Genomic DNA, 26989 nt, shown 5'->3' with positions numbered 1-26989 from the left:
ACTGGCTTCCGGTTTTCGTTACCAGGTGATCTTGAGACCGCCCGAGACCGTGCCTGCCACATTGGTGCTGCCACCAAACTCGACCGATGCCCGACCAAACAGGCCGACATTCTTGGATAGTTTGGCAACGGCGCCGACACCAACATCGTAGCGTGTGCCGCGCATGTCATTGCCAATGGCTGTCTCGGACGCGGTGAGACCGTTCCTGCCCTTGAACTCATGCTTGACATTGGCATCGACATAAGTCGTGACCGACTTGACGAACTTCTTGTTCTTCTTCGGCTGTGCAGCAACAACCTTGGTCTTCACCTTGCCATTGGCTTTGGCCTTGGCCTTGCCCTTTGTCGGCTTTTCCGGAACTGGCATCAGGGAGACCTGTTCGTCCTGATCATCACCAAAGAAGAAGGTCTTTTCCAAGCGAATGCCGAGACGTCCGCGCAGACTTTCAGCTTCCTGACCGCGAACAGCAACGCCGGTGCTGTCGGTGAAATTGTCCGCGGTCACTTTCGACCAGGTCAGCTGTGCCTGCGGCTGCAGAACAACATTGTTGCCAAGATCAAAGCCATACCCGGTTTCGATCGATGCCGAGGTGGCCCGGCCCTTATACGAGTGACCGATGTCAAAGCCGGAGACGGACTTTGCTGAAACACCCAAATCAAGCCAATCCTGCTTGACGACCGCATCAACATAGGCGCCTGTGCCCGGCTTGGTCGCGGTCGGGGCATTCTGCTGCCACGTCGCATAGGCCCCAACGCCCTTGCTGGAGATCGAGCCACTTGCCGTACGACCACGAACATCAAAGTTCGAATGGGCATATTCACCGAATACACCAAGGGTCAGCTTGTCGCCGGGGATGAACACACCGCCAAGCGAATAGTCGCCGCCAACCTGCACGCCGCCTGTGGTCATATCAAAGCCGTGGCCATTGTAGCCGGTGATGCTCTTCGGCGAATAGGAGCCGGTCTTGCCGATGCCGCGGGTCCAGGCATGGAAGCCATCTTCCATTTCCTCCGATCGCAGTTCACCAACACGCTCGTGGAAAGTGTCAAGCGTGGTCAGGACATGCTCCTGTGCTCCGGCAAGTGCCGTGTTGTAGCCCGGAACCGTATCGACGACATGGCCACCAGGATTGCCGGGGTCGGTTGGATCACCCTCACGCGACTGCAGATACCAGTTCTGGCCGTCGGCCTTGTAGGCACCGTAGTCGTAGATGCCTGCGACGACGGCATGCGCCAGCTTGAATTCTGCATTGCTTTCGCCGCCGATCTCCACAATCTTGATGCCGTCGGTCGGATTGGTACCTGTCAATCCTCCTGTGCCGCCCACATTGTTAATGGCGATCTTTCCGGTGCCGGATGTGTCGCCTGCGATCACAACCTTATCGGTCTGCGCATTCGAACCACCCTCGTTGAGAACGGTGTTGAGAACAAATGTGCCCCCGCTACCGATGTAGTTGCCGCCAACTGTCAGCTCGTTGCCGACGCCGGAACCTGCAACGATGACGGTACCGCCATTGTCGAGATCGCCGAGGATACGGAAGTTGGCCTCGCCCTTGGGTCCACCGATCAAACCGATAGCATCGCCGACCGCAATCACGCCATCATTGGTTACATTGCCTGCAATGCTACCATAACCGCCGAGCGCGCCACCGGCTGATACATTCACCTCCGTGCTACCGGAAATTGCAGCATCCATGCTTGTCGCCGTGCCGACGACAAGCGCGCCGCCCTTCACTGCCGTATCGCCCGTATAGGTGTTATTGGCCGTAAGGATCAGTGTGCCGTAATCGGTCTTCACCAGACCTCCGGAACCAGTCAGATCCGATTTGATCGTCGCGGTCATATCCGCACCAGCACGTGAGCCAACACCAACGCGAACAACACTCTCGTTCTCGGTGAGCTCGATTGCATCACCTTCGACGACATAGCCATCGGTTGCGAACTGCATGCCCGCAGCGGCCACTTGGCCCTTGCTGTTATCAACAGTCACAGTTCCTGCCGCGCCCTGGAAGATAGCGAATTCACCATTCCACTGGCTATTGATCGCTCCATTGGCGTCCGTCCAGTTCACGTTCGAAGCGTCCCAGATGCCATCGCCGCCGGCAATCACGCCGTCGCCACCCTGCATATGGCCGTCGACAGGCGTGATCGTTCCATCCCAGAAATTGAGCTTCACACCCGCAGCACTGATCAGATTGACTTGCTTATCGATCGCCGTCTGGATTGAAAGATCAGCCGAATTGATGCCGCCAGGCAATGTTCCCAGATTGAAGCCGTTATCGGTGAGCGAACCACCATAGTCAAAGATACGGTAAACGCCCGCGCCGAATCCGCCAAGATCCGAGACGTTGAGCTTCCCGCCGATTGTCAGATCGCCCTTCACGTCGAACAAGCCGTTGCTGCTTGGCGCGCCCAGTGCCACGTCAACATTGGCATAATCGCTCATCGCAAGATTGCCATCGATCGTCAGAACCTGACCCTGGCGGCCGGCAAGTCTTGCCGCATAACCAAGACTGACATCACCAACGATCAAGCCAGATCCGGTTAACGTCCCGTCATATACGGTCAAATTTGGGGTCGTCAGAGCGCCGTCGACAACCATCGTTCCGCCGTTAATCGAAGCCGATTCAGAGAACGTACTGGAACCCGTCAATGTCCAATTGGCGGGAGTATAATCCGGATCCATCGAATCTCTATTCAGTCGCAAAATCTGAAAGTTCTTGAACTTCGAGATATCTTCGCTTCCTGTTCCGGTCAGCTCCAGCGTATTACGTGCACTGTCACCGACACTACCAATGACATCGCCCTTGATGACGGAACCGGTCTTGAGCTGCAGGCTGTTCCAATTGAACGAATCGGACTGGGCAAAGGCAATGGCAACGCCGCCCGTCCCTTCGATCGTACCGGCATTGACGATGCTCATACCGACGCCATCAACGCCAATGCCGGTATTGCCGGTAATTGTGCCCGCATTGTCTATGGAAGAATAACCAGGAGCAGTGCCATTCAGGGCACCCGTATAAATGCCATAAGCGCCTCCCTCGATGCGACCGGGCGCAAGATTTTGGATGACAGCAAAGCCGCCGCCAATATAAATGCCCGCACCAGCTCCAAGATCGTCATAGAAGATGCTTCCTTCAACAAGGCTCGTACCGGTTCCCACGATGGTGCCGGCATTGGTCAGGCTATGATAAGAAAGACGCCCCAACGTAAGACCACCGGCTCCGCTGATGGTCCCACCTTCCCTGTTGTTGACAGTGCTGCTGGCGTAAAGGTACGCGCCTGCGCCAGTCCCGCCCTCGATCGTCCCGGCATTATCCAGATTGACATATGTACCGAAATAGGCCGAGTTTATCCCGCGACGGCCACCACGAATGATGGATTCCGCTTCATTGGTGATGTTGAACGAGTTTGAATTCGATACATCGATGCCATCGCCATTGGCCCCGCCAAGAATCTGGCCGCCAGCGGCGTTGAGAATTTCGGTGCCATTTGACAATGAGATTGCGACGTTCCCACCAGAGATGGTCCCATAATTTGCAATGGATTTCGTCGTATCTCCACCAGTTTTGCCGCTGTCGGTGCCGTATATGCCGACCGACCCGCCTGATATAGTGCCGTGATTTTCAACCTTCAGACCATCCCAGGCAAAGATGCCCTGACTGGCACCGCTGATCGTCCCGCCCGCAAGATTGGTGACTGAAATTGCATCCAGATTGCCGAGGTAATTGGTTCCGCTCTGTAGGCCAACATAACTGCCATAAATAGAGCCTGCGTTTATGACCGCGCTCGTGTCGCCAACCAGTTGAACGCCATATCCACCACTTCCGGGGTCGTAGTTGATCGTTCCATTATTGACGACAGTCCAGTTCAGGGCGTTGAGTCCACCGAGAGCAAAATCGGCGGCTGACGTGTTGGGACTTACCGTCACCCCCTCCTGTACCAGAACCGAACCACCAGATGCAGAAAGCTGCACCGCAGATGTCTGGTCCGTATCAATGACGAGGTCATAGCTTTGACTGAATGCTGGAACAGCCAACACGGATACGAGTGCCGTGGACAGCCCCAGTCGCTTGATGGAGGAGCTGATAGAGAGCCCTCCTTTGCTTTTAGATTTCATTTGCATGTTATGAACTCGCTGTTGTGCGCCTGACACCGTTGGCCGGCAGCTGGATCGTTTGATTGTTGTGTAAATTGGCGATAACCGGCGTGGCGAAGCATCGGGCTCTTCCGATGAAGAGCCCGCCGCAAGCTTTCAGTTGATTGGTCGCCTTAGTTTTTCAGCGCGACAGCGCGGTTGAGTGCGCTTTGGAACCCATCAAGGGTGATGGCAAAATTCGCTTCCTTGCCATCGTCGGTCGTGGTTTTGACCGCCAGCGACTTACCGTTGCCCAGCAGAGCTAACATTTTGGCATCGGCCTTGACGCTGACAATGCAACCTGCCGGAACGCATGTTCGAAATGGATTGGCCTCACTGGCCTTGCCATCATCGATTTGAAGTACGGCGCCACCTACCAGCTTAAGACCAAGTGGCAACACCAAAAGAGCGTCGGCCTCTTTCCCCTTTGGTTGAATCTCAACGGCGAGAACGCGCTGACTTGCACCATTCTTAACCTGACGAACTTGTTCCTGTTGAAGGATACAGTTCTTGGCCTGCTTGTCATCGACACCGCAGATGACTGTCCAGGCGCCGTACTGTTCGCGCAATGATGTTGCACCGCCTGGGAGTCCGCTGTCGGCGGCGAAGGCCGGGTTATAGATTGCGAGCGCGGCAATGCCAGCTCCCGCGAGAGAAAGTAGAACTGATTTAAGCATTTGAATTTCCTTTTAAGCATATCGACCTGAGAGGTCCGTAGGCGTGCTCGAATTTCCGTTTCCCAATTGGCCAAAGAGCGCGGCCGGTCGAAGGACCATGAATGTCATTCGTGGGGAGCGTCGCAGCGCATTAGCGGTCTCAGAAATCCAGCAAGAGCGTCGCGATGAATACCCAAAACAACAGGCAGACCGCGATCACGCCGACCCAGACCGGCAGCAAAATATGAGGAGGGCATTGGATTTCCTGCTCTGCCCTTACTGCGGAACACGATGTCTTTAAGTGCTCCGGATGACCTTCCTGGCTGTAATCCACCTTCAGCATAGCGCGACGAACCCTTTGCTCCGGGCGATCACAACCGAATGCATTTCCATTGGATCTCTGTTTCATCATGACAATGCCAGCTCCCGTTGCGATGCAGTCAACGCTGTCATCGGGGCGACATTCACTTGCGTTCGGAAGGCCGCTTGGCGAGCTGTTTCCTATAAAAATGCCCAAAAGTATTTCAGAACTGGTTCCGTTTCGGAACCAGTCGATGCTTAAGACAGCAGAACTTCTGCAAACTGCTGAATTTGCTAAATTTTTATGCTTTCAAAATGGAAGCGATTATAGACTATGAGCGATCCTATGGCGCCTGCAGGGGTGGGGAGCGAGCCGGGCAATCACCAATGTACCCGCACCCCAGCATTTCCCTTGATAACCTGTTGCTTTTCACCGTCGACTTCAAAAGTATAGTCCGCCGTTGCGAAGAGGCTGACGTCTTTCGTAACCGCCGCCACGATACCGCCACCAAGTTCCAGCGAGGTCCCTCCGAAGTCTGTGCTGATGATATCCGAGCCAAATCGGACGCGGTCACTGCCGTCGAATGCATGCCAAAGATTGGCTTTCAGATAAGGCTGAAGCAAACCTGCGGAGGTCTCGACGTTGCCCTGCAGGCGCATGCCGACGCGTCCGGTCCAACTGTTGTCGGTATTGAAATTGACTGATGAAAACCCGTCGTTTTGATTATCGATGGACAGGTCCTGCCAGATGATCTGTGCCTGTGGCTCAAGCACCCAATCCTGAGCAATAGATATTGGATAGCCACCTTCCAACGAAGCAGTAATGCCGCTGCCGTTTGTGTCGATGCCGATACCGCGATTGGTCTTGGCGCTACCGTTGAACCACGACCCCATCAGCACACCGTCGACATACCATCCGGTCGGTCCGATATGAGTCCAGTATCCGCCGAGGCTGGAAACATCGGCGTTGATATCACCGACGCTCAGATCGTTCCAACCCAATGCCTGGCCTTTTACCTTGGCGTTGATCGTCGAATACCCGAAGAACACACCTGCGGTGTCGCGGTGACCGTTGCCGCTATCCTGGCGCAGAATGTCGAGGCCGACTTGGCCGCCCCATATCGATCCGTCGATTGACGGGTCAACGGTGCCAGACCACTTCTGTTCGATATCCTGTCCGAAGACGCGGCCCCAAGCCGCAGAAAAATTGTCTCCGGTCGTCAACACGCTCTGTTCGCCACGTCGTTCGTGGAAGGTCCCGAGCGTGGCCAGCGTGGCCAGCCGTAGTGCCGGCGGGACAACGGTATAGGTGGGCACTTCCGGTCGGTAAAGCGGAACGGACTCCCCATTGGTGGGGATAACCGGCGTTGCGCCGGGATTGGGTGGCTGCGGGTTTGGATCCCCAGGCGTCGGGGGTAGTGGCGTACCGCCGGCGGTTTCGCCGGGCACTGCCGGTGGTACGCCTTCGTCCGGCGGTGTAATGGCAGACCGCAGATACCAATTCTGCGCGGTGCCGCCTGTGACGCCGCCCTTGAAGAGCACATATTCGCGCGCTCCAGCTGCAACGGGTCCAGCCAGCGAGAACGCACCGGGCGCGGTCGTTCCACCATTCACAGCATCGACAAGAAGAATACCGTTGTTGGTGGTTGCTGCACCGGGGCCGCCGACATTGGTAATCTGCAATGCCGTCGAGCCCGACGCAGTCCCGCCATTGACGATCAGCCTGTCGGACGGCGAGCCGTCGGTACCGAGGTAGGTGTTGAGACCCATGGTCCCGCTCTGACCGACATAGTTGGTAACATTCAGGGTATTTCCGACGCCGTTGCCGCCAAGCTGAACATGGCCACGATTGGTCAGCGTTCCGTTGATGGTGAAATTGCCGTTTGGTCCGGATGTGAATGCGGGCAGAGCATTGGCGACGGCAATCGTACCGTCATTGGTGACATCGCCAGTAACGCTGCCAAAGCCGGCGAGTGTGCCTGCCGATGCAATGTTGATCGGTCCGCCACCAGAAAGCGCTGCGCCTGGATTGGCTGCGTCACCGACGGCAAGCGTCCCGGCTGAAATCGTTGTCCCGCCGGTGTAGTTGTTATTGGCGGTGAGAATGGTGGTACCAGTGCCGATCTGCGCAACGGAACCGGAACCGGAAACCACACCGCCGAAGGTGGATGTGTCGGACCTGTTGAATGCAAGGGTGGCGTTGTTGGTGACATTGCCGACAATGCTGCCGCTCGTACCGCCATTGCCGAGCTGCAGGGTCCCGGCGCTGATCGTTGTGCCGCCGGTATAGCTGCTGTCCCCAGTCAGAACCGTGGTGCCGGCACCAATCTGCGCAACTGAACCGGAACCCGAAATCACGCCGGCGTAGGTTGCCGTGTCGGACCTGTTGAACGCCAGGGCAGCGTTGTTGGTGATATTGCCGACAATACTGCCGCTCGTACCGCCATTGCCGAGCTGCAGAGTCCCGGCGCTGATCGTAGTGCCGCCGGTGTAAGTATTGTCCGCAGTAAGAATTGTCGCGCCGGTGCCAATCTGCGCAACGGAACCGGAACCGGAAACCACACCGCTGAAGGTGGATGTGTCGGACCTGTTGAATGCAAGGGCACCGTTGTTGGTGACATTACCGACAATGCTGCCGCTCGCGCCGCCATTGCCGAGCTGCAACGTGCCGGCTGCAATCGTGGTTCCGCCCGTATAGGCGTTGTTGCCCGTCAAGATAAGCGCCCCGGAGCCAGCCTTGTTCAACGCGCCTGCACCTGTGATGCCCTGACTAACGGTCGAGGTATACCCCTGCGTATCAACCGTGCCACCGGGCGCGTTGACGACGATGGCCCGCGTTGCGGCGAGATTGAAGCTGTTGTTAAGTTGCAGCGTCCCGCCGTTGAACGTGATGCCCCCATTCGAAGCGCCCAATGCATTATCGACACCGACAGCGACAACACCCTGATTGATCCGTGTTCCGCCGGAATAGGTATTGCCGCCTGGAGCTGTCGGGGCCAGGGTGACGACGCCCGCGCCAGTCTTTTCCACAACGCCTGTGCCAGAAATCAGACCGCTATAGGTTCCGGTATCCGGCTGGTTGAAGCGCACAAGGCCGTTGTCGGTAACGGTCGGTGGCAGACTCTGGGCCCGCGCTTCGAGTGTGCCGGCGGGAGCAACAAGAATCGTGCCCGTGTAATTCGTATTGTTGCCGGTCAGGACCAAGGTGCCTTCCTGCACCGTGGAGGCCGTTACGCCGGTAATCGTTCCGGTCAGGGTCCACGTGCCGGTATCGTTCTTGATCAGCGTCTGGAAATTGGCCATGTTGCCGGGCAGCGACGATTGCCCGGTTCCACTGAGAAAAATAGTATTGTTGCCGCCGCCGCCATTGAAGTTGCCGGTGATGGTCGAGCCCGTGTAGAGCCGCAATGTATCATTACCGCCCGCAAAGACGAGATTGCCGATCACCATGCCTTTGTTGGTGAAATCCACGGAGCCGTTGCCCGACGCCCCGATGACGTTACCGGGCGCTTGAATGACGCCGGTCTCGTTGTTGATGACCGTGTTGGAGCCAGTTGTGTTCTGAAACCAGATGGCAGCGGAGTTCGTGCCCCTGATCGTTCCATTGTTGATAATTGTGTTGCCGAAGCCTTCCGGATTGATCGCCTCGCCGCTGTTCTGCGGTCCTGCTGCGAGAATCTGGCCTCCCTGTTCGACCGTTATTGTCGAATTGTTGCGAACCTCGACCGTGTCGCCGCCCGTGTTGTATTGGCCAGCGGTGGTCGTGGCAAAATTGCTGACCGTAGCGCCGCTTTGAACGGTGATATTGGCATTGTCGCGGAACGTGACAGCATTGTCATTGCCGGAATTGATCTGGCTTCCGCTTTTTACAATAAGGGTTCGGTTGTCTTCACTCGCGGCCGGGCCGTTTCCGACTCTGGTAGTCCAAGGATTGGGGGCGGTCGTATCGCACGTCGTCACTCCGCCAACGGTGGTACAAGCTGCAAACGATGCATCGACAAATACAAACGTCCCAATGAGGGCCGTTGCTGCAAGCAATTGTGCCGAATGCATTTTCAATGGCCTCTGCATGTATGACCCCCGTCCATTCTTGCCGTTAAATATTGATAGCGCTGCGCAACGGAATCATTGCTACAACTTCAACGTACGAAAGAAATTGATTGCTCGCAAGAATCCCCTATTCTGATGCGATACGTTTGTCATTGTGGCCGAAATGCCCCACATATTTTGTTTTATCTTTGCGTATTCCACCAGCAGTGAGCGGCAATACTGCGGCATCCTTCCTGGCATTTTTGCTATGCTCGACGGGAAGAAACTCGTCGAAAGCCTATCGTCCGCCTGTTTGCCTAAGCGTTCCCCACGCTCGATTTGTCTTCAGTTTACGAGCACGTGATGATCCGCAGAGATGCGCTCAAACCTTGTCTCGGGCGGGAGGTAGCCAACAGGATGAACCGGCGAAACGAGCTGAGTAGGCGCCACCGGAACTTTCCTTTTCGTTGTAGGATCGGTGCTGGGAACAGCCGCCAGCAAGGATTGCGTGTAGGGATGCTGCGGATTGCCGAATACAGCCGCGCGCGAGCCTATCTCAACTATGCGTCCCATGTTCATGACGGCCACCCGGTGGCTCACCCGTTCGACGACGGCCATGTCGTGAGAGATGAACAGATATGACAGCCCCAGTTCCTCCTGCAGTTCGATGATAAGATTGACCACTTGTGCCTGAACCGATACGTCGAGTGCTGAAACAGGCTCGTCGGCAATGATGAGTTTGGGCGATAGTGTCAGGGCCCGGGCGATGCAGAGGCGCTGGCGCTGGCCGCCGGAAAATTCATGCGAATAGCGATCGAGATGTTCGGCTGAAAGCCCCACGCGCTCGATCAGTGCGACCACGCGGTCGCGAAGGGCAGACCCTTGATCCACCTTGTGGATGACAAGGGGTTCGGCAACCTGATCAAACGCGGTCAGCCTTGGATCGAGCGCGGCATAGGGGTCCTGAAAAATGATCTGCATGTCGCGCCTGCGCGCCTGAAGCTCCCTGCCCTTCAGGGCCAATATATCTTCGCCCGCCAGTTCAACGGTTCCGGACAGAGGTTCTATGAGGCGAAGTATGGATCGGCCGGTGGTGGATTTGCCGCAGCCGGATTCACCAACGAGGGAAAGGGTCTCTCCCTGCGCCAGATCAAAGGAGACGTTTTCGACAGCATGAACATTTGCCACATGCCGCTGCAGAGCGCCCTTGCGCACAGGAAACCGGCTCACGAGATCGCGAACTCGCAACAGAGGCAATCTGGCCGGTTTATCCCCAACCAGGTCTGGCCGATGATCGCCAAACGCACGCGGCTCTGCAAACGGCGCCATTGCCCCGAGTCTTGGAACCGCGTCGAGGAGTTGGCGCGTGTAGGGTTGGACGGGAGAGGCAAACAGTGTTTCCGTTGGCCCTTCTTCAACCTTGCAGCCCTGCCGCATGACGATAACCCGGTCAGCGATCTCGGCAACCACACCCATGTCGTGCGTAATGAACAACAGCGATAAACCATCCTGTCTGGCAAGTTCCTTTAATAGATCAAGAATCTGCGCCTGGATCGTAACATCCAGCGCTGTCGTTGGCTCATCGGCAATCAGCAGACGTGGCGAGCATGCAAGAGCCATGGCAATGACGATACGTTGCCGCATTCCACCTGACAATTCATGCGGATATTGCCGGAAGCGGGTCTCAGCTTCCGCAATCTGCACACGCTTCAGAAGTTCGAGCGCACGAGCAGACGCTTCAGTCTTGCCAACCTGACGGTGCTGCTTGACAACCTCCGCCACCTGCTCACCCACGGTAAAAACCGGGTTGAGGCTGGTCATCGGTTCCTGGAAAACCATTGCGATTTCATCGCCGCGGATGCTTTCGAGTTGCCTTTCCGGAAGCTGTGCCAGGTCGACAAGCTCCCCATTGCGCTGGCGGAACTGTAATGTCCCTTGCTCGATGACGCCGCCGTTGAAGGTGGTCAGGCCAAGAATGGACATCGCCGTGACTGACTTCCCTGATCCGGATTCGCCAACGATGGCGACACATTCACCGGGAGACACATCGAAAGACAATTTCTCCACGGCAAGCAGTCGCCCGCTTCCGGTCTTGAAACTGATGCACAGGTTTTCGATGGAAAGCAGTGGCGGCTTGTTCATGGTGACCCCTCGATAGCTGGAGAATGAGCGCCGCCGGAAGGCACGAAGCCCGGCGGCGCAAGCGGCCTCAGTTGGTGGCGATGGAAACGGCGCCAGCACGGAAGTCAAGGACGTAAGGGATGTGCCCCGGTAACGGCTTCCAGTCGAGCTTCCGGCTCATTCCATAGGATTCGAACGGCTGATACAGCGGGATGAACGGCGCTTCGTCCTTCACATAACTCATCATCTCGGCATAGGCCTTCTTGCGCTCGTTCACATCCGTCGAATAACGAAAACGTTCCCACATGGCATCATAGACCGGCGTGGTTGACCAGGAGGCTTCCGTTCCAGCACCTTTCGGCGCCCACATGGTGCCAAAGGAGCCGACCGGATCGGCGAAATACATTGGGTTCGACCAGTTGCGCGAATTCATGTCCGGATCGGCGGCGGTCCATTTCGGCGTCACATTGATGTTCATCGGCACACCAACTGCAGCCCACATCTCCTTGATCGCCTGTGCTGCGAGAAGACCGTTGGTATAGTAGGTGGCTTCCGTGTCGTAACGGACCGGTGAGCCATCATAGCCAGCGTCCTTCAGCAGTTGTTTCGCCTTCTCAGGATTGTATTTGAAGGTCTTCAATTCAGGCATGTAGAGCGGCCCGTACTGGGGATAGGTATGCGTACCCGGGACGACGGCCTTCCCAAGCCAGAGTGACTCATTCAGCAAATCGCGATCGATCGCCATGCTGAGCGCCTCGCGGATACGCTTGTCCTTGAGCACACCATTTCTCGTGTTGAAAATAACCACATGGAAAAGTGGTGTGACCGCCCCTTCAACCTTGAGCGCAGGATTGGAAGAGATCGCGTCGAGCTGATCCGGCGGAACATTGGTGATCATGTCGACTTCACCATTGGCAAGTGCTGTGGTGCGTGCCGCCATTTCCGGAATGCGGCGCACGGTAACAGTCTCGAACGGTGCCTTGTCGCCAAAGAAACCATCAAACCGCTTGTAGGTCAGGCTCTCGTTCGGCGTGTAGTCCGTAATCTGGTACGGGCCTGTACCAATCGGCTTGAGGGCAAAAGCATCGAAGTCGGACTTTTCTGCAAGATTCGCATCACCGGTCAGGCCCATGATGTATTTCTTTGGCACAATCGAGCCCTCGGAGGTATTCAGGAGTGTCTCGAAAAGAGGTTCCGGCTTCTCGGTCGTGAAGCGGACCGTGGACTCGTCCAGAGCCTCGACATTGATGAAATTCGCAAAAAACTGCCGGTGGATTCCCGCAAACTCAGGAGTCATGTCTTTCAGCAATCGTTCAAAGGTAAATACAACATCGTCGACCGTCAGAGGATCACCATTCTGGAACTTGACGTCATTGCGGATCTTCACCTCGAAAACCGTTGGTGAAACCTGTTTCCAGGATGTGGCAATACCGGGTTTGAAAACGGCTTCCGGCTTGGAATAGTCCTTCTCGATCAATGGATCGAATGCGTTGTAATACATCTGCGACCCGGTATTGCTGAAATCCTTGCCGGGATCGAGGAACGGGGGAAGGTTCTGCACGCCGACCCGCAGGTCGGCAGCAATTGCAGAGGTGGAAAGAAGCAGCGCCGAAGCCAGCGCAAGCGTGAATCTAGGGTTCATATCAGGTTCCTTTGCGGGTAAAATTATCCCTTCCGTCCAACGCGCAGCGCGGCAGGGCACAAAAATCGAATTGGTATCAGTGTCGAACACACCAGGCGGGCGCAGCCGCCAGGGGCTTACTTGAGCTTGACGTCGAGTGCGTCGCGCAGCCAATCGCCAATCAGCAGCACCAGAAGCGAGATGAACATGATGACCAGCGATGGCACCACGGCAACCCAAGGCGCCGTAGCAAGATAATCACGGCCCGAACCGACCATCGAACCAAGCGTTGCAGTTGGAGGCTGAACACCAAGACCGAGGAAGGAGAGCGACGATTCCAGCAGGATCAGTGCCGAGAAGGTCATGGTCCAGATGACGATGATCGGCGAAAAGACATTGGGGATCACATGGCGGAACAGAATTCGGCTATGCGATGCACCCGCGGCCCGTGCGGCCTCGACAAACGGTTGATGGGAAATGGACAGCACCTGTGCACGCACCAAGCGCGCATAGACTTCCCAACCGGAAATACCTATCACCGAAATTAGAACCGGAAGCGAGTTACCAAGTGTCGCGATGACGAGAAGTGCAATGAGGGTGAAAGGTACGGCCATCTGCACGTCAACCACAGCAACAAGAAACATGCCAAGGCGGCCGCGAAAATAACCAGCGATAGTTCCGAATGCGACCCCGACCACCAGGCTGATAAAACTGCCGGCGAGTGCGATCAGCATCGTCAGTTGCAACCCCGACAATGTGCGCGACAACAAGTCCCGCCCAAGTTCGTCTGTCCCAAGTGGATGGATTGCCATGGCGCGATCAAAGCCGACTGGCGGACGCAGTCGTGCCAGCAGTGTCTGTGCGTTGGGATCGAAAGGTGCGATCGCAGGGCCAGCAATTGCGGCAACCAGGATCAAGGCGAAGGCGGCAATATAGATCCGAGGCATCAGGCCAGCTCTTGACCAGAGGCGCGCAATCCCAGTCTTGCGTCGATGGGCCCGTGCGGCCGTTGTGTTCAGGGGGATGGATGCGGCGGATGCTGTCAGCTCACTCATGATACGGTTACCTTCACACGAGGATCAATAAGGGCATAAAGCAGGTCGATGACGACCGAGGTGAATACAACGAGGCTCGCTATGAAGATGACGCCGAACTGCAGGACGGGGTAGTCTCTGCCTATGGCGGCGTGGACGATGAGATCGCCGATGCCCTTTGTTGCGAAGATGGCTTCGACCAGGACGCAACGCCCGACCATCCCCGCGATCTGCAAGCCTATGATCGTTACAACCGGTATTGCTGCGTTGCGAAGAGCGTGCTTACCGATGACGGAAAATCGCGGCATGCCCTTGGCCCGGGCGGTTCGTATATAATCCTGGCTCATCACATCAAGCATCGCATTACGGGTGAACCGCAGTATTTCGGCGAGCATGAGCGCCGAAAGCACCAAGGCCGGCATGACGAAGTGCAATGGCGTTGCCGATCCTGAACTCGGAAGCAGGTGTAGTTTCAAGGAAAAGAACAGGATCATCAGGATCGCCAGCACAAAGTTTGGCGTTGCGTATCCGAGAAACGCCAATCCCATGATGACCGAGCCTACCGCACTGCCCCGTTTCAGTGCTGCAAAGATCCCGAGCGGCACACCAACAGCGAGCGAAAAGCACAATGCATAGGCAAAAAGGATCAGCGTATTGGGCAGCCGCTCCGCATAGATATCTGCGACGGGCCGGCGCTCATACAGACTGATCCCAAAATCGCCATTGAACAAACCCCGGACAAAATGGAAAAACTGGCTCCAGAGAGGCTGGTCGAGTCCAAAATGCTGGATCATGGCTGCCCGCGTCGCAGCATCCGTTCCGGGCGGCAGAAGATAATCCATCGCATTACCCGACAGACGGGTCGCGGCAAATACGGCGGCGATGACCACGCATAGCGTGATGATTGCCCCGATCATTCGCCTGGCGAGAAAATCAAGCACGAAGCCGCTCCCGTTCGATAGTGCGATCGGCTTCCGTGAAAGGTGGAACAGGAACCACCCACGGACGGTCACCGGATTTGCGGAAGGGTAAACGGGCGTGGAAGGGATCGTTACCCAAGACGTCAATGGTGAATTGGTCGTCCTTGATATCGAGATCAGCGTAGGCGCATGCCGTCATGGGCATGGTCGTGAACCGTTCGCTCAGGGACTGAATGGTGATGTGCTGCACATTGCCCACATTGGTGACCGTGTTCCAGTGAACATGTCCGGAGAGCCAAAGTGCCGCCCGTCCAGTCGCCTCGACAGCGCGCCGGACAACGGCATGGTCCGGATAGCTTGAATAGTGCGCATTGCGCTCGAAATAGTAGTTACCGATCTGGGAGTGTCCAGACAGTGGAACATGGGTCGCGATGATGGCCGGGCGGTCGTCCGCATTCAGCGTTTCAACCAGCCATTCAAGGTGAGGTTCTGCTTTGGAAAAGCCAATGCCCATCTGGATCTTTACATCGGGCTGCCATGCGATCAGACGACACGCGCCAAGATCATGCACGCTGCTTTGCATCGATTGTCCGAAGATGGCCTCATTATCAGCAATGCTCAGATTGTTCACATCATGGTTGCCGAGGATGTGAACGCGATTGCCCGGGAACGTCTTGAAGATGTCGGCAAGTTCTGTGGCACAGCGATAGTCATTCTCGTGGGTCGTGTCTGAAATATGATCACCAAGATCAAGCACGAGATCGGCTTTCTTCTCGATTGCCCGATCAATGAACTGGCGCACAAACGGCAAGCCATTCCAATTCGCGTCCTTGGTATGGGACTGCGGCCCATGATGGATATCTGTGATGATCGCGATCTTCATGCCTGCTCCTTTAGGTCGCTCGTTACCCAAGGATTAAACACCGCTCGTAACAGTTTTATGAACTATACTCATTTTTTATAATTGTTGACATTGAGTTTTCCTCAGTCCATTCATCTCCCGGAATCGAGGATTAAACCGTGATTGAATTCGACTTGCATGCCAGAGGCTACCTGATTGATCTTGATGGCACTTTGCTGAGTGGCCGGACGATCCTGCCGGATGCACGCTGGCTGTTGAAAGCCGTTGCCGGGCGCCATGTTCTTGTTTCCAACAATGCCGAACACACGCCGGGCCAGTTATCGTACATGTTGCATGCGCTCGGCCTGGAGATTGCCGAGGAAAGGATCGTCCTGGCAGGAACATGCGCCATTGACCGGATAGCGATGAGCTATCCTGGTGGAGCTGTCATGCTTCTCGGAAGCCACGCATTGCAAATCTATGCGAAGGACAGGGGGCTTTGCCTCGACGCGCCGAGGCCGGATGTTGTTCTCGTTGCCCGCGACAGGCAATTCTCCTATGCCAAACTCGCAGCCGCAGCCGGAGCACTCACGGATGGCGCCGAGTTTTACGTGGCAGCGCCAGATCTCAGCCATCCCGGCGCGGATGGGAAGCCGGTGCCGGAGACCGGCGCATTGGCGGCAGCAATTCTTGCCTGTGCCGGCGCGCGCGATTACATCATCATCGGCAAACCGGAACCCATCCTGTTTGAATTGGCGTGCAAAAGACTTGGAATAGAGCCGTCAGAAGCCGTGATGATCGGCGACAATCCGCAAACTGACGGTCTTGGTGCACACCGTCTCGGAATGCGGTTCCATCTCGTACAGAATGGCATCATAAGGCAACCGCTTCGACTAGCCACAGTCTGAAGCTCTGAGAACGTGAGGCGACAATGACCAGTGACCGGGAAAAGACATCGGGTGGACAAGCGTTTTCCGGGGTTATTGATCGTATTCAGGCAATTCGAAAGGACCTGGCGCCGGCTGCCGGCCGCATTGCGGATTTCATCACGAAGAATGCCGCCGACGTCGTGCACATGTCCGTGACCGAGGTCGCAGAACGGGCAGAAGTGAGCGAGGGAAGCGTTATCGGTTTTTGCCAGACCATCGGTGCCCGTGGGTTCCAACAGATCAAGCTCTCCCTTGCGCGTGAACTGGTGCAACCTGTGCAATTTATCCACGAGGATTTGACCCCGGATGACGATACGGCTGCGGTGATCGAAAAGGTATTTCAGTCGGATTTGCAGGCCTTGCGTGACACGCAGAATGCCCTCGACGTCCATTCCTTGGCCCGCGCCGTCGAGGTGATACGAACCGCGCGCCGTGTCGAGGTATTCGGGATAGGCAGCGCCGCCACCATTGCGGAGGATACCAATTATCGGCTGCTGCGCATTGGCATAGAATCGCGCGCAAGCGTCGACAGCCATGTTCAGGCGATCACCGCATCTCTGGCTGACTCATCGACCGCAGTGATTACAATTTCGCACTCCGGCAGCACCATAGAAACATTGACCGCTACAAGGCTCGCCAAGGAAGCAGGCGCAACGACAATTGCCATCACGAACTTCGGCAAGTCGCCGCTTCTAGCGCATGCAGATATCGTGCTGAATACGCTGGCACGCGAGACGCAGTTCCGAACGGAGGCTATGACCAGCCGGATTGCTCAGCTCGCGATCGTTGATGCACTGATCGCGTGCCTTGCTCTCGCCGACTACGACCGGTCTGTTGCCACCCTTGCCAAGACATTTGAAGTGTTGTCGACCAAGCGGGTTTGATGGCATCCTATTCATGGGACTTCAAACGCTATCAATCTCTTCTTTGCTGAGCACATACCCAACATGCCCTCACGACACGACATTGGGTAAATCCGACGCGCGTTCTTCTCGCGCCACAGTAGAATGCGAGGCCAGGCCTGTCCATGGAGCCACGGCGGCATGATCTGCCTTTCGACCTGATCCTCCATGTCCGTCGTCAGGGTGTCAGGTAGGAAAACCCCGTCTGGATCTCATGCCTGATATCGGCGATCACCTTGTGGACGGACTCAATGCGTCCGTCGCTTGCCTGATCGAAGCAGATCCCGACTTTAAGTCCGCGTTGCCGCAATGCCGGCAGAAAATTCTTGAGCACCGCGTCAAGTTCCATCTCAACGATTTCTGTTTTGATTTGCAAGCCTGTACCGCGGTCAAGTGGCCCCAGCCACAGCTCCGCCAAGATGGCATCCGGCCAGAGCGGCAACACTTAGCGTATTCTGTCTTTTTTTATCATTTCCGCAACACTACTCGCCCACACGCTTGCGTCGACCCATCCCCTCGTTGGCGCCAGGCATTATCGTAAATCACCCGATCCTGGAATTCCTCGGAAACGCAAGGCGCTCCCATCTCATGCCATCAGAACGCACGATGTCAGCATAACCGATAGACCACAACAGGCCATCTGATACCTGCAGGAGATGGCCGGCGTTATGTTACGGTACTATTCCGGTTTGTAGCCGTCGAACGACACCACCATGCGTGCTTAACACTAGAATTTCACCTTTTCAGGACAGCCCAATGAACATCTCATCTTCTTTTCTTGGACTCCCCGCTCACCTTGGCGACGACAACATGCCTCGTATCGTGATTTTTGGTGTCGGTCACGGCAGCACCTATCCGGGCAAGGATAGTAGCGGCTACACCTTGGCCGCTGACGCCATTCGCGCTGCAAGCCAGGACGATGCCACGCTTGTCGAGCACTGGGATTTTGATATTGGAGGGCCACTTTTTGATGGTGGGCCAGGATGCTGCGTGGATGTTGGCAACGTCCAGACCACCATGCATGACAATGAAGGCAACCGAGCACGCATCGAGACAAAGACGCGTGAAGCCTTGGCTTTGCAGGCTGTACCTATCCTGCTCGGCGGCGATTGTTCTGTGACATTTCCTTTTCTTGCCAGCTTTAGAGACGATGGTCCTGTCTGGGTTTTGCAGATCGATGCCCATATCGACTGGCGCGACGAGATCCACGGCGAACGCTACGGCTATTCCAGCCCTATGCGTCGGGCAAGCGAGATGCCGCACGTCGCGGGCATGGTGCAAGCCGGCCTGCGCAGTGTTGGTAGCGCACGTCTGGCTGATATCGACGCAGCACGACGCTACGGTAGCCACTTTGTAACGGCCCGCGAGATTCACGCCCACGGCGTCGAAGCCGCTCTGCGGCATATTCCGCAAGGTGCGCGTGTGGTTATCACGCTCGATTGCGATAGCCTCGATCCCAGCATCATGCCTGGCGTGGCGGCGCGCACCCCTGGTGGCCTCACCTACACGCAGGTGATCGATCTGATAGCAGGTGTCGGCAAGCGGGCAAGGATCGCAGGATTCGATCTTGTTGAGCTCTATCCGCCCGCGGACATTGACGGCATGTCAGCGCTGACGGCTGCGCGCATTGTCGTCAACACAATCGGTTCCATCGTCCGGCAGGTGTGAAAGAGAGCTTAGCGCAGGATTTCGCTCCTCCCGCAAATGACCCCAATGAACCTCAATATAGTTATTTGTACAAACTCGGAAGTCGCAAGAAAACGATCGGTCATACGGCTTATTTCAAGAAAAGTTGACTTTTATGAAATGTGGCTTCCAAAGCGGCGACGGACATTGAAAACGCCAAGCACCAAACACAAATCGAAAAGACTGATACAAAATTGCGCCGGAGCGGCTATTGCACAAGCCCATGTCAAGCCACTTAGAATGAGTGACTACAGTGCGTTCTCCTTCCCGACCATAATTGAAACTGTAGTTTAGCCGCGTAGGCCGCTTCCGCGGCGTGAGGGCCGAGAATTGACGACGGGGGCTTCAATGTCGCTCTGTAAAGAGAACAAAGTTCTCATCTTTACCTTCTTCGGTGCGCCATATCTGGTGAGGAGCAGCAGCCCTGACTTATCAGAACCATCGGCTTCCGATCGAGATCGCAAAGGATTGTACAACCGTGCGGAGCATTCTCGTCCCGTTGCGAAAACAGGAACGAACGCGACAGGGCTTCCGGTTGATCGAACTCGCCTGAAACACGCAATGGCGACCCCCGCCCACGCTTCATCGGCGAAAATGCCGCTGGTCAGCGTAAACGAACCATTGTCCGTGAGGTGGCGTTGCTCAACCGCACCACCCGGAGCGTTTTGCTCGAACGAACCTGATTGAGGCTTTTCTGCTGCGACCCTATGGGGAAACAGGCGTGTTTTTGGCAGCCGTCACCACATCGGATCCAAGGGTACTCTCAATTTGAGACTTTATGAGCGAAATGGCCTCCGCAGACGTCATCCTGCTGTGGATAGCAGCCCTATGAAGCCAAGTACCATCAATGAGGATCGCTACGGCCGCAACGAAATGCCGGATTTGTTCCCCCTCAACGAGATGACAAACACAACTGCTCAGATTGGATGCCAGCCGTCGATGAAAGAGCCGCTGCAGACGCTCAAGCTGCACATCCTTTGCACTTGCAACGTAGAATGAAAGCCAGGCATTGGCGACATTCTGCTCAAAGAGGTCTTCCGGAAAATTTCCTTCCACGATCGCCATCAGACGATCCCACCGCGTGGTTGCCTGCTTCATGCGGTTAACCACTTCATCCATGATGACGCGGTTGGCATGACGCACCATCCAGAACAGAACCTCGTCCTTGCTCTTGAAATAATAGGACAGAATACCCGGCGACATGCCCGCCTCTTTGCAGATGCGTGCCGTCGTCAAACCATCAATACCGAACTGCAGGAATGCCCGGTAAGCACCTTCGATCAACTCCTGCCGCCTGATGTCTTCAATCGATCGCTTCATGCCACGCCAAACCTTGATTGGATTCTCCACGCAACTATACCGTTCAAATTTTTGTATGCTCGTACAATTTTTTGAATTGACAAATAATTCCCGACTGCGATGCTGCTGCAACTCACGTTAGAAATCCAAAGGGGAACAGCATGAGAAAACTCGTTTCAGCAACATTGGCTGCTGGCCTGATGGCGGCGGGCATCACGACTTCCAGGGCCGACGCCCCTTCCTGTGCAACCGTCAGAGCCGCCGATATCGGTTGGACCGATATTCAACTGACGACGGCCACTGCGTCGCTTCTTTTGAAAGCCTTGAACTACAAGATGACCAGCAGTTTGCTTGGCCTCAGTGTGAGCTATGCCAGTCTTAAGGGCGGGCAGATCGATGTCTTTCTTGGCAACTGGCGGCCTGCTCAGAATATCGAGTTCAAAGATTTCTTCGACAAGAAATGGGTTGATGTTCTTGCAACCAACCTGACCGGTGCGAAATACACTCTGGCTGTGCCGGACTATGTCGCCGCTGCCGGCGTAAGATCGTTCGACGATCTCGCCAAATTCCCGGATCAATTCAGCAAGAAGATTTATGGAATTGAACCGGGAACGAACCAGCCGTTGCTCGATATGGTGGCAAAAGGCGCACATGGCCTTTCAGGATGGACAATCGTTGAATCCAGTGAGCAAGCCATGCTGGCGCAGGTAAAACGTGCCGTGGAACGCAAGGAATGGATCGTTTTTCTCGGCTGGCAGCCGCACCCCATGAATCTCAACCTCAAGATGGATTATCTCACAGGCGGCGACGAAGAATTCGGGCCTGATTTCGGCGGCTCAACCGTCTGGACTCTTGCGCGTCCGAGTTATGCCGCGGACTGTCCCAACGTGGCAAAACTGTTTGAGAATCTGATCTTTGATGTGGATCAGGAGAATGCAGGCATGAAAATGATGCTTGACGATGGCGCAACCGCGGAAGCGGCTGCAACCGCGCTGATCCATGCCAAGCCGGAAAATCTGGAGAAATGGTTGAACGGTGTGACCGCACTGGACGGAACGCCAGCGCTCGCCAAAGTCAGGGACGCCCTCGTCAAATGAGTGCACCGATAAAACCGATGATGCGCGCGGCATTGTTTGACGGCACCGCGAACGGACCGCTGAAGCTCGAATGTCTCCCCGTGCCGCAGCCGGAATATGACCAGATTCTGGTCAAGTTGGAAGCATGTGGGGTCTGCCATACCGATCTGCATATCTGGAAAGGCGGCGTGCGGCCCGCCAGCGGCAATGCGCCCGCTCGGATCCTGGGACACGAAGGCATCGGTACGGTTGCCGGTTTGGGTGATGGCGTGAGCAATTTCAGGGTTGGTGATCGCGTTGGCGTGCCATGGATGCACGACACATGCGGTCATTGCGACGAGTGCTTGGCTGGGCAGGAAGCGTTTTGCCAGAGCCAGCGGGCGCATGGGTTTGATGTGAATGGCGGCTTTGCCGAATATGTGATTGTCAATGCGCAATATGCCGTTTCGATATCCGGCAAACTCGATGCGGTGTCGACTGCCCCTTTGATGTGCGCGGGTGTAACCGCGTTTTCCGCCGTCCGCCGCGCGGGCCTCAGAGCTGGCATGCAATGCGCAATCTTTGGGTGCGGCGGCCTTGGTTTATACGCCATTCAGATTGCCGTTCGCTCCGGCGTGCGCGTTGTCGCCCTGGATATTGCCGAGGATAAGCTTACCCTCGCCCGGAAAATGGGCGCGCATGCAACCCTGTTGGCCGATGATAGCGCCGTTGAGCCATTAATGGCGATGGGCGGCATGCACGCCTGCATCAATTTTGCTCCGTCAGCAGCCACATGGCCGCTGATGGTCGCGGGCATCAAACCGAGAGGTCGAATCGTTGCCACGGCAATGGTTTCGCAACCCGTGCCCATCAGTCAGGAGTGGCTCACGGGAACGGGCGTTGTCATCACGGGAACAAGTGTTGGCACGCGCCTCGAAATGCGGGAATTGCTGCGCATGCATGCAGAGAAACCTTTGCTCATGCACATAAACGAGATCCCCCTTCACGATGTGGAGAAAGCCTTGCTCGATCTGGCGCATGGCAAGACACAAGGACGCTCGGTTGTAACCTACACCTAAGTATAGGTTTTTACTAAATTTAATTGGCTGCGGGTGCTGTCACACGGTGTGCGATGCAGACGCCCGCTCGCGTCCGTTGCCGTTTTCGCAATGGCGGATGAGAATTCCCCGCACGCGGATGTCACCGCATGATCATTGAAGCAGAACCAATTAAATAAAGCATCTATATTTATCCCACGCGTTCCCACATAAAGTACTGTGTGGAAAACTTTCTTTCATTCTTAATTAGATTATTAATTATGCATTTTCTCCTGCAGTTTATCGTTAGAAATCGACATGATTCAATGGTCAGGTAGGGGGGGCAACATGAAGGGCATGGTATTCACCGAATTGCTGGGTTTCGTAGAGCATACCTACGGGGCGGATGCCGTGGATGATCTCATCGAAGCTTCCGACCTGCCGAGTGGTGGCGCCTATACTGCGGTGGGTACTTACGACCACAAGGAGATGCAATCGCTTGTCGCCAACTTGTCTGCGCAAAGCAACACGCCGCCAAACGAATTGTTGGATTTGTTCGGTCAACATTTGATCGGGCGTTTCAAGGCTTCATTCCCTGACTTCTTCAAGACCGCAGCCACCCTGTTTGATTTCCTCGAAAGCATCGACAGCCATATCCACGTGGAGGTACGAAAACTCTACCCCGATGCCGAGTTGCCGGAATTCCGGGCCGAACGCCTTGGGACCGGGGCAATGCACCTCGATTATCGCAGCAATCGTCCCTTCGCGGCGCTTGCCTCGGGCCTCATTCTTGGCGCGGCTCAGCTCTATGGCGAGACCGTGCTTATAGAGCGAAGCGCGCACGAACACGATGGCGAGAAATTCGTCCGGTTCTCAATCCAGAAGACGGATGCGATAGCCTAAATGCTGGAAACCGACACGCCCGGCGATCGCGTTGCGCGTCTCGAACGGCGCCTCAAACGGGAACGCCGAGCCCGCGAAGAGGCGGAATGGCTGCTGGAGGCGAAGTCGCTGGAATTGTATAACGCCAACAACCACCTGACGGTGCTGGCGAACGATCTTGAAATGCGCGTCCTCGATCGCACGCACGAATTGGAGGTTTCTCGCCAGCAGGCCCTGTTCCTTGCCGAGCGCGACCCTCTGACCACGCTCGCAAACCGGGTCAGTTTCACGCGCGATCTGGAAGCGGCTATCCGGGAGGCTCGCGTTCAAAGCGGCATGGTACAGCTTCTGTTTGTCGATCTCGATCGGTTCAAGGAGATCAATGACAATTACGGTCATGCCGTCGGCGATGCGGTGCTGCTGGAAGTTGCTGCTCGGTTGCGCGCAATCTGCCGGGAGCGAGAGGTGCCCGGACGATTGGGCGGCGACGAGTTTGGCGTCATCTGCGTGACACCGGCTCACAGCGAACGCGCCCGCCAGATCGCGGCAGACGTCATGGAGGTCATGAGCAGGCCGATCGACTGCGGCCGCCTGCAGCTGATCGTCAGCTGCTCGGTCGGCTTTGCAAGCTTCCCCCGCAATGCCGTGGATTCACCAACACTGCAGCGCTTCGCCGATTTCGCCCTGTACCATTCGAAGTCGGCTGGACGCTCGACATGGACGGAGTTCGACGACACCATGGCGGGCGAGCTTCAGAGCCGCCAGGGCCTGGAAGCAGAACTGCGCACCGCGGTGGCGGCGGGAGAGATCGAGCCATGGTACCAGCCAATCATCTCCACCAAGAGCAACGAAATCGTTGGGGTGGAGGCGCTCGCGCGGTGGCAGCATGCCGAGCGGGGGCTCATTCTTCCCGGCCTGTTTATTCCGCTGGCCGAAGAAAGTTCGTTGATCGTCGAGCTTGGCCGGGCGATGATCGATCGCTGTTGCCGGGAGATGCACCCGTTCATCCGCGACGGTCATCTCGATTACGTGTCGATCAATCTGTCGCCGCGTCACCTGCGTTCCTCCTCGGTTGTCGAACATATCGCCGCGACGTTGGCCCATCATCACTTCCCTCCCTCCGCCCTTCAACTGGAAATCACGGAAAGCCTGCTGCTCATCGATTTCGAGCAGGCCCAGGAATGCCTTTCCCGCTTTCGCGCGCTCGGCATCCGAATTGCCCTTGACGATTTTGGAACGGGCTATTCGAGCCTTTCTTACATTAGGCGCTTGCCATTGGACGTCATCAAGATCGATCGCTCCTTTGCCAGAGACATCAGTGCTGACCAGCAGGCCGAAGCCGTGGTCAAGGCAATTGTTCAGCTCGCACAGGCGCTGGAACTCCGCGTCATCGCCGAAGGCGTCGAGACGGAAAGCCAGGCGTTCAGGCTGACCAGTTGCGGCTGTTTCGTACAGCAGGGATATCTGTTTGGACGGCCGATGCCCCTGAATGAAATCACCCGATATCTTGAGGCCCGTGCAAATCCGACGCCATTCGCCCAAAATATTTCAGCCTCCTGAGCCTGAAACGTCGTTTGTCGATACAGGACGGAGGGCCACCATGATGCCAAATGGGGACTGTCACGTCGCACCCAATCGGCTCTGCCTCGATTTCCGTGATGACGCGGTGGATTTGCACATAAATCTGCCTATTACGACAAAAGAACGGGAAGCTCTCTTGTGTCGCCCCATGTCGCAAGCCTATGATAGACGATGAAAAACACCTCTCCCATTTCCGAAGCTGGATTAGGCGGCCGAGCCTGGCCGAAAATCCTTTTGAATTATCGCAAACCGCACCGCGGCCGCAGCATTTTCGAGCTTGCGGTGACGGTCATTCCCTTCGCAATCCTGTGGGCGGTCTGCTGGGCTGCCGTCCACTACGGTTTCTGGTGGGGGTTGCTGTTCATCATTCCGGCAGCCGGCTTCCTGCTTCGCCTGTTCATGATCCAGCATGATTGCGGCCATGGTTCTTTCTTCGCCCACCGCCATTCCGACGACTGGACCGGCCGGGCGATCGGCGTTCTTACCTTGACCCCCTATGATTACTGGCGCCGTGCCCATGCACTGCACCATGCTTCGGCCGGCAACCTGGATGAGCGCGGTGTCGGCGATATCACGACCCTGACCGTCGCCGAATACCGGGCCTTGTCCCGCTGGGGCCGCCTGGGCTACCGCCTGTACCGGCATCCGGTGATCATGTTCGGCATCGGGCCGGCCTGGCTTTTCATTTTCAAACAGAGATTGCCGTTCGGCATGATGCGCTCCGGCGCCCAGCCCTGGATCTCCACCATGGCGACGAATTTTGCCATTGCGCTGCTGGCGGCCGTTCTGATCTGGCTGGTGGGTGTCATTCCCTTCCTCATGGTGCATCTGCCCATCGTCGTTCTCGCCGGGGCTGCAGGCATCTGGCTGTTCTACGTCCAGCACCAGTTCGAAGAGACCCATTGGTCGCAAGGCGCTGACTGGCAGTTCCAGGAAGCCGCCCTGCACGGTTCCTCGCATTACGTCCTGCCGCTTCCCCTGCGCTGGCTGACCGGCAATATCGGCATCCACCATGTCCACCATCTTTCCAGCCGCGTGCCCTATTACCGGCTGCCGGAGGTTCTGCGGGACTATCCGGAACTGAGCAATGTCGGGCGCATCACCATTCTGCAGAGCCTGCGCTGCGTGAAACTGGTCCTGTGGGATGAAGGCCGCAAGAGGCTCATCACGTTTCGCGAGGCGCGCAGCCTGGCCTGACGCCAGCCGCTTTCCAGACCATCTGTACACCTGCCTTGCAGACTGCGCATACCGCGCAGGCATACACGTACGCGGCTTTTGTTCCCACGCTCGTGCAAAATATATCCGGCTACCGATCTGGAACCAACGGTATCCGGGTGTGTTTCCATCCTGACCTCGCCGGGAGCTTGCAGCCCCGCAGGGATTTTATCTGAAGAACAGGATGAATGGAGACACACCATGGTTTCGTATGATCGGGACACAGTGGATACAATCGCGGTTGACCGACAGCGCCTCGCATGGGGCGGTATTTTTGGCGGCACGCTTCTCACCATCGCCGTCCAGGTGATGTTCGCAGCCCTCGGTCTGGGCATTGGCCTCAGCACGGTCAGCACCACCGGCGACGGCGCTTCCGCGCAGGGCCTGGGTATCGGCGGCGGTATCTGGAGCGCCGTTGCGATGATTATTGCCCTGGCTATCGGCGGTTACGTCGCTGCCTATTTTTCCGGCCAGTACGCGCGCTGGAGCGGTGTGCTGCACGGTCTGGTTGTCTGGGCCGCGGGACAGCCAAAATTACGTGACACCGCTCACAGAAGAAACGCGAACTTATGAGTCTCACTCAAATCAAAAGCAACGGGTGTGCTGCATCAGCTTCCAGTACCGGCGGGCCTCTCGTCCGGGGCTTAATGGGGGGCGTGGGTCTGCCTGTAGGTGTGGGGGGGGGGTGGGGGGGGGAGGGGGGGGGGGGTGGGGGGGGGCGGGGGGGGGGAAGAGCTGGGGGAC

20 protein-coding genes are annotated in these 26989 nt (G+C 56.5%); 9 read left to right on the top strand and 11 right to left on the bottom strand.

Features of this window, described 5'->3' with window-relative positions; translation table 11 throughout:
• Window positions 1–18: 18 nt before the first annotated feature.
• The 9 genes from RDL77_RS20100 to RDL77_RS20060 form a co-directional block, all read right to left on the bottom strand.
• Complete coding sequence (locus RDL77_RS20100) at window positions 19–4119, bottom strand: autotransporter outer membrane beta-barrel domain-containing protein (protein WP_288194462.1); 4101 nt, start codon at window positions 4117–4119, stop codon at window positions 19–21.
• Between the two features lie 152 nt (window positions 4120–4271).
• On the bottom strand, window positions 4272–4814 hold the full coding sequence (locus RDL77_RS20095; protein ID WP_288194461.1) for an invasion associated locus B family protein: 543 nt from the start codon (window positions 4812–4814) through the stop codon (window positions 4272–4274).
• 139 nt (window positions 4815–4953) lie between these two features.
• Complete coding sequence (locus RDL77_RS20090) at window positions 4954–5205, bottom strand: hypothetical protein (RefSeq protein ID WP_288194460.1); 252 nt, start codon at window positions 5203–5205, stop codon at window positions 4954–4956.
• A gap of 269 nt (window positions 5206–5474) precedes the next feature.
• Window positions 5475–9164, bottom strand: a complete 3690-nt coding sequence (locus tag RDL77_RS20085; protein WP_288194459.1) for an autotransporter outer membrane beta-barrel domain-containing protein — start codon at window positions 9162–9164, stop codon at window positions 5475–5477.
• Between the two features lie 303 nt (window positions 9165–9467).
• A complete protein-coding gene (locus tag RDL77_RS20080) occupies window positions 9468–11264 on the bottom strand; it encodes an ABC transporter ATP-binding protein (RefSeq protein ID WP_288194458.1) in 1797 nt (598 codons plus the stop codon).
• A 67-nt stretch (window positions 11265–11331) separates the two neighbouring features.
• Window positions 11332–13038, bottom strand: a complete 1707-nt coding sequence (locus RDL77_RS20075; RefSeq protein ID WP_288194457.1) for an ABC transporter substrate-binding protein — start codon at window positions 13036–13038, stop codon at window positions 11332–11334.
• Window positions 13002–13811 (bottom strand): ABC transporter permease, encoded by an 810-nt coding sequence (locus RDL77_RS20070; protein ID WP_288194456.1) that lies wholly within the window; start codon window positions 13809–13811, stop codon window positions 13002–13004. Before RDL77_RS20070 ends, RDL77_RS20075 begins: the two co-directional genes overlap by 37 nt.
• Before the next feature lie 104 nt (window positions 13812–13915).
• Window positions 13916–14788 (bottom strand): ABC transporter permease, encoded by an 873-nt coding sequence (locus RDL77_RS20065; protein ID WP_288194455.1) that lies wholly within the window; start codon window positions 14786–14788, stop codon window positions 13916–13918.
• A gap of 43 nt (window positions 14789–14831) precedes the next feature.
• On the bottom strand, window positions 14832–15701 hold the full coding sequence (locus RDL77_RS20060; protein WP_288194454.1) for a metallophosphoesterase: 870 nt from the start codon (window positions 15699–15701) through the stop codon (window positions 14832–14834).
• A 137-nt stretch (window positions 15702–15838) separates the two neighbouring features.
• On the opposite strand from RDL77_RS20060, the gene RDL77_RS20055 reads away from it, so the two are divergent.
• On the top strand, window positions 15839–16567 hold the full coding sequence (locus RDL77_RS20055; RefSeq protein ID WP_288194453.1) for an HAD-IIA family hydrolase: 729 nt from the start codon (window positions 15839–15841) through the stop codon (window positions 16565–16567).
• Window positions 16568–16590: 23 nt separating this feature from the next.
• The gene (locus RDL77_RS20050; RefSeq protein ID WP_223612159.1) at window positions 16591–17472 is read left to right on the top strand and encodes a MurR/RpiR family transcriptional regulator; all 882 of its coding nucleotides are present in this window, start codon (window positions 16591–16593) and stop codon (window positions 17470–17472) included.
• Between the two features lie 196 nt (window positions 17473–17668).
• On the opposite strand, the gene RDL77_RS20045 is transcribed toward RDL77_RS20050, so the two are convergent.
• Window positions 17669–17908: a hypothetical protein gene (locus RDL77_RS20045; protein WP_308526416.1), complete on the bottom strand. Its 240-nt coding sequence runs from the start codon at window positions 17906–17908 to the stop codon at window positions 17669–17671.
• Window positions 17909–18246: 338 nt separating this feature from the next.
• Between RDL77_RS20045 and RDL77_RS20040 the strand changes: the two genes are divergently transcribed.
• Window positions 18247–19158, top strand: coding sequence for an agmatinase (locus RDL77_RS20040; protein ID WP_288194451.1), 912 nt, complete (start codon window positions 18247–18249; stop codon window positions 19156–19158).
• 723 nt (window positions 19159–19881) lie between these two features.
• Here RDL77_RS20040 and betI read toward each other — a convergent pair.
• Window positions 19882–20496 (bottom strand): transcriptional regulator BetI, encoded by a 615-nt coding sequence (betI, locus tag RDL77_RS20035; protein WP_288194450.1) that lies wholly within the window; start codon window positions 20494–20496, stop codon window positions 19882–19884.
• Between the two features lie 140 nt (window positions 20497–20636).
• Here betI and choX point away from each other — a divergent pair, with 140 nt between their 5' ends.
• The 6 genes from choX to RDL77_RS20005 all read left to right on the top strand — a co-directional run bounded on the left by choX (window position 20637) and on the right by RDL77_RS20005 (window position 26818).
• Complete coding sequence (choX, locus tag RDL77_RS20030; protein ID WP_288194449.1) at window positions 20637–21572, top strand: choline ABC transporter substrate-binding protein; 936 nt, start codon at window positions 20637–20639, stop codon at window positions 21570–21572.
• A 17-nt stretch (window positions 21573–21589) separates the two neighbouring features.
• A complete protein-coding gene (locus RDL77_RS20025; RefSeq protein WP_288194448.1) occupies window positions 21590–22609 on the top strand; it encodes an alcohol dehydrogenase catalytic domain-containing protein in 1020 nt (339 codons plus the stop codon).
• A gap of 306 nt (window positions 22610–22915) precedes the next feature.
• A complete protein-coding gene (locus RDL77_RS20020) occupies window positions 22916–23470 on the top strand; it encodes a heme NO-binding domain-containing protein (protein ID WP_288194447.1) in 555 nt (184 codons plus the stop codon).
• Window positions 23471–25009: a bifunctional diguanylate cyclase/phosphodiesterase gene (locus RDL77_RS20015; RefSeq protein WP_288194446.1), complete on the top strand. Its 1539-nt coding sequence runs from the start codon at window positions 23471–23473 to the stop codon at window positions 25007–25009. It abuts the gene before it with no gap.
• A 192-nt stretch (window positions 25010–25201) separates the two neighbouring features.
• Complete coding sequence (locus RDL77_RS20010) at window positions 25202–26227, top strand: fatty acid desaturase (protein WP_223612173.1); 1026 nt, start codon at window positions 25202–25204, stop codon at window positions 26225–26227.
• A 219-nt stretch (window positions 26228–26446) separates the two neighbouring features.
• Window positions 26447–26818, top strand: coding sequence for a hypothetical protein (locus RDL77_RS20005; protein WP_288194445.1), 372 nt, complete (start codon window positions 26447–26449; stop codon window positions 26816–26818).
• Window positions 26819–26989 lie beyond the last annotated feature (171 nt).

This window comes from uncultured Phyllobacterium sp., from assembly GCF_902479695.1.
GTDB lineage: Bacteria > Pseudomonadota > Alphaproteobacteria > Rhizobiales > Rhizobiaceae > Phyllobacterium > Phyllobacterium calauticae.
Note: the sequence above shows the minus strand (reverse complement) of the source record. Positions and strands in the feature narration are given on the sequence as shown.

Bases quoted from the DNA above. Each gene is read 5' to 3' on its own strand.
- RDL77_RS20080 (WP_288194458.1), bottom strand. From the start codon at position 11,264: ATGAACAAGCCGCCACTGCTTTCCATCGAAAACCTGTGCATCAGTTTC.
- RDL77_RS20025 (WP_288194448.1), top strand. From the start codon at position 21,590: ATGATGCGCGCGGCATTGTTTGACGGCACCGCGAACGGACCGCTGAAG.
- choX (WP_288194449.1), top strand. From the start codon at position 20,637: ATGAGAAAACTCGTTTCAGCAACATTGGCTGCTGGCCTGATGGCGGCG.
- RDL77_RS20090 (WP_288194460.1), bottom strand. From the start codon at position 5,205: ATGATGAAACAGAGATCCAATGGAAATGCATTCGGTTGTGATCGCCCG.
- RDL77_RS20095 (WP_288194461.1), bottom strand. From the start codon at position 4,814: ATGCTTAAATCAGTTCTACTTTCTCTCGCGGGAGCTGGCATTGCCGCG.
- RDL77_RS20085 (WP_288194459.1), bottom strand. From the start codon at position 9,164: ATGCAGAGGCCATTGAAAATGCATTCGGCACAATTGCTTGCAGCAACG.
- RDL77_RS20100 (WP_288194462.1), bottom strand. From the start codon at position 4,119: ATGAAATCTAAAAGCAAAGGAGGGCTCTCTATCAGCTCCTCCATCAAG.
- RDL77_RS20010 (WP_223612173.1), top strand. From the start codon at position 25,202: ATGAAAAACACCTCTCCCATTTCCGAAGCTGGATTAGGCGGCCGAGCC.
- RDL77_RS20005 (WP_288194445.1), top strand. From the start codon at position 26,447: ATGGTTTCGTATGATCGGGACACAGTGGATACAATCGCGGTTGACCGA.
- RDL77_RS20020 (WP_288194447.1), top strand. From the start codon at position 22,916: ATGAAGGGCATGGTATTCACCGAATTGCTGGGTTTCGTAGAGCATACC.
- RDL77_RS20040 (WP_288194451.1), top strand. From the start codon at position 18,247: ATGAACATCTCATCTTCTTTTCTTGGACTCCCCGCTCACCTTGGCGAC.
- RDL77_RS20060 (WP_288194454.1), bottom strand. From the start codon at position 15,701: ATGAAGATCGCGATCATCACAGATATCCATCATGGGCCGCAGTCCCAT.
- RDL77_RS20050 (WP_223612159.1), top strand. From the start codon at position 16,591: ATGACCAGTGACCGGGAAAAGACATCGGGTGGACAAGCGTTTTCCGGG.
- betI (WP_288194450.1), bottom strand. From the start codon at position 20,496: ATGAAGCGATCGATTGAAGACATCAGGCGGCAGGAGTTGATCGAAGGT.
- RDL77_RS20015 (WP_288194446.1), top strand. From the start codon at position 23,471: ATGCTGGAAACCGACACGCCCGGCGATCGCGTTGCGCGTCTCGAACGG.
- RDL77_RS20070 (WP_288194456.1), bottom strand. From the start codon at position 13,811: ATGCCTCGGATCTATATTGCCGCCTTCGCCTTGATCCTGGTTGCCGCA.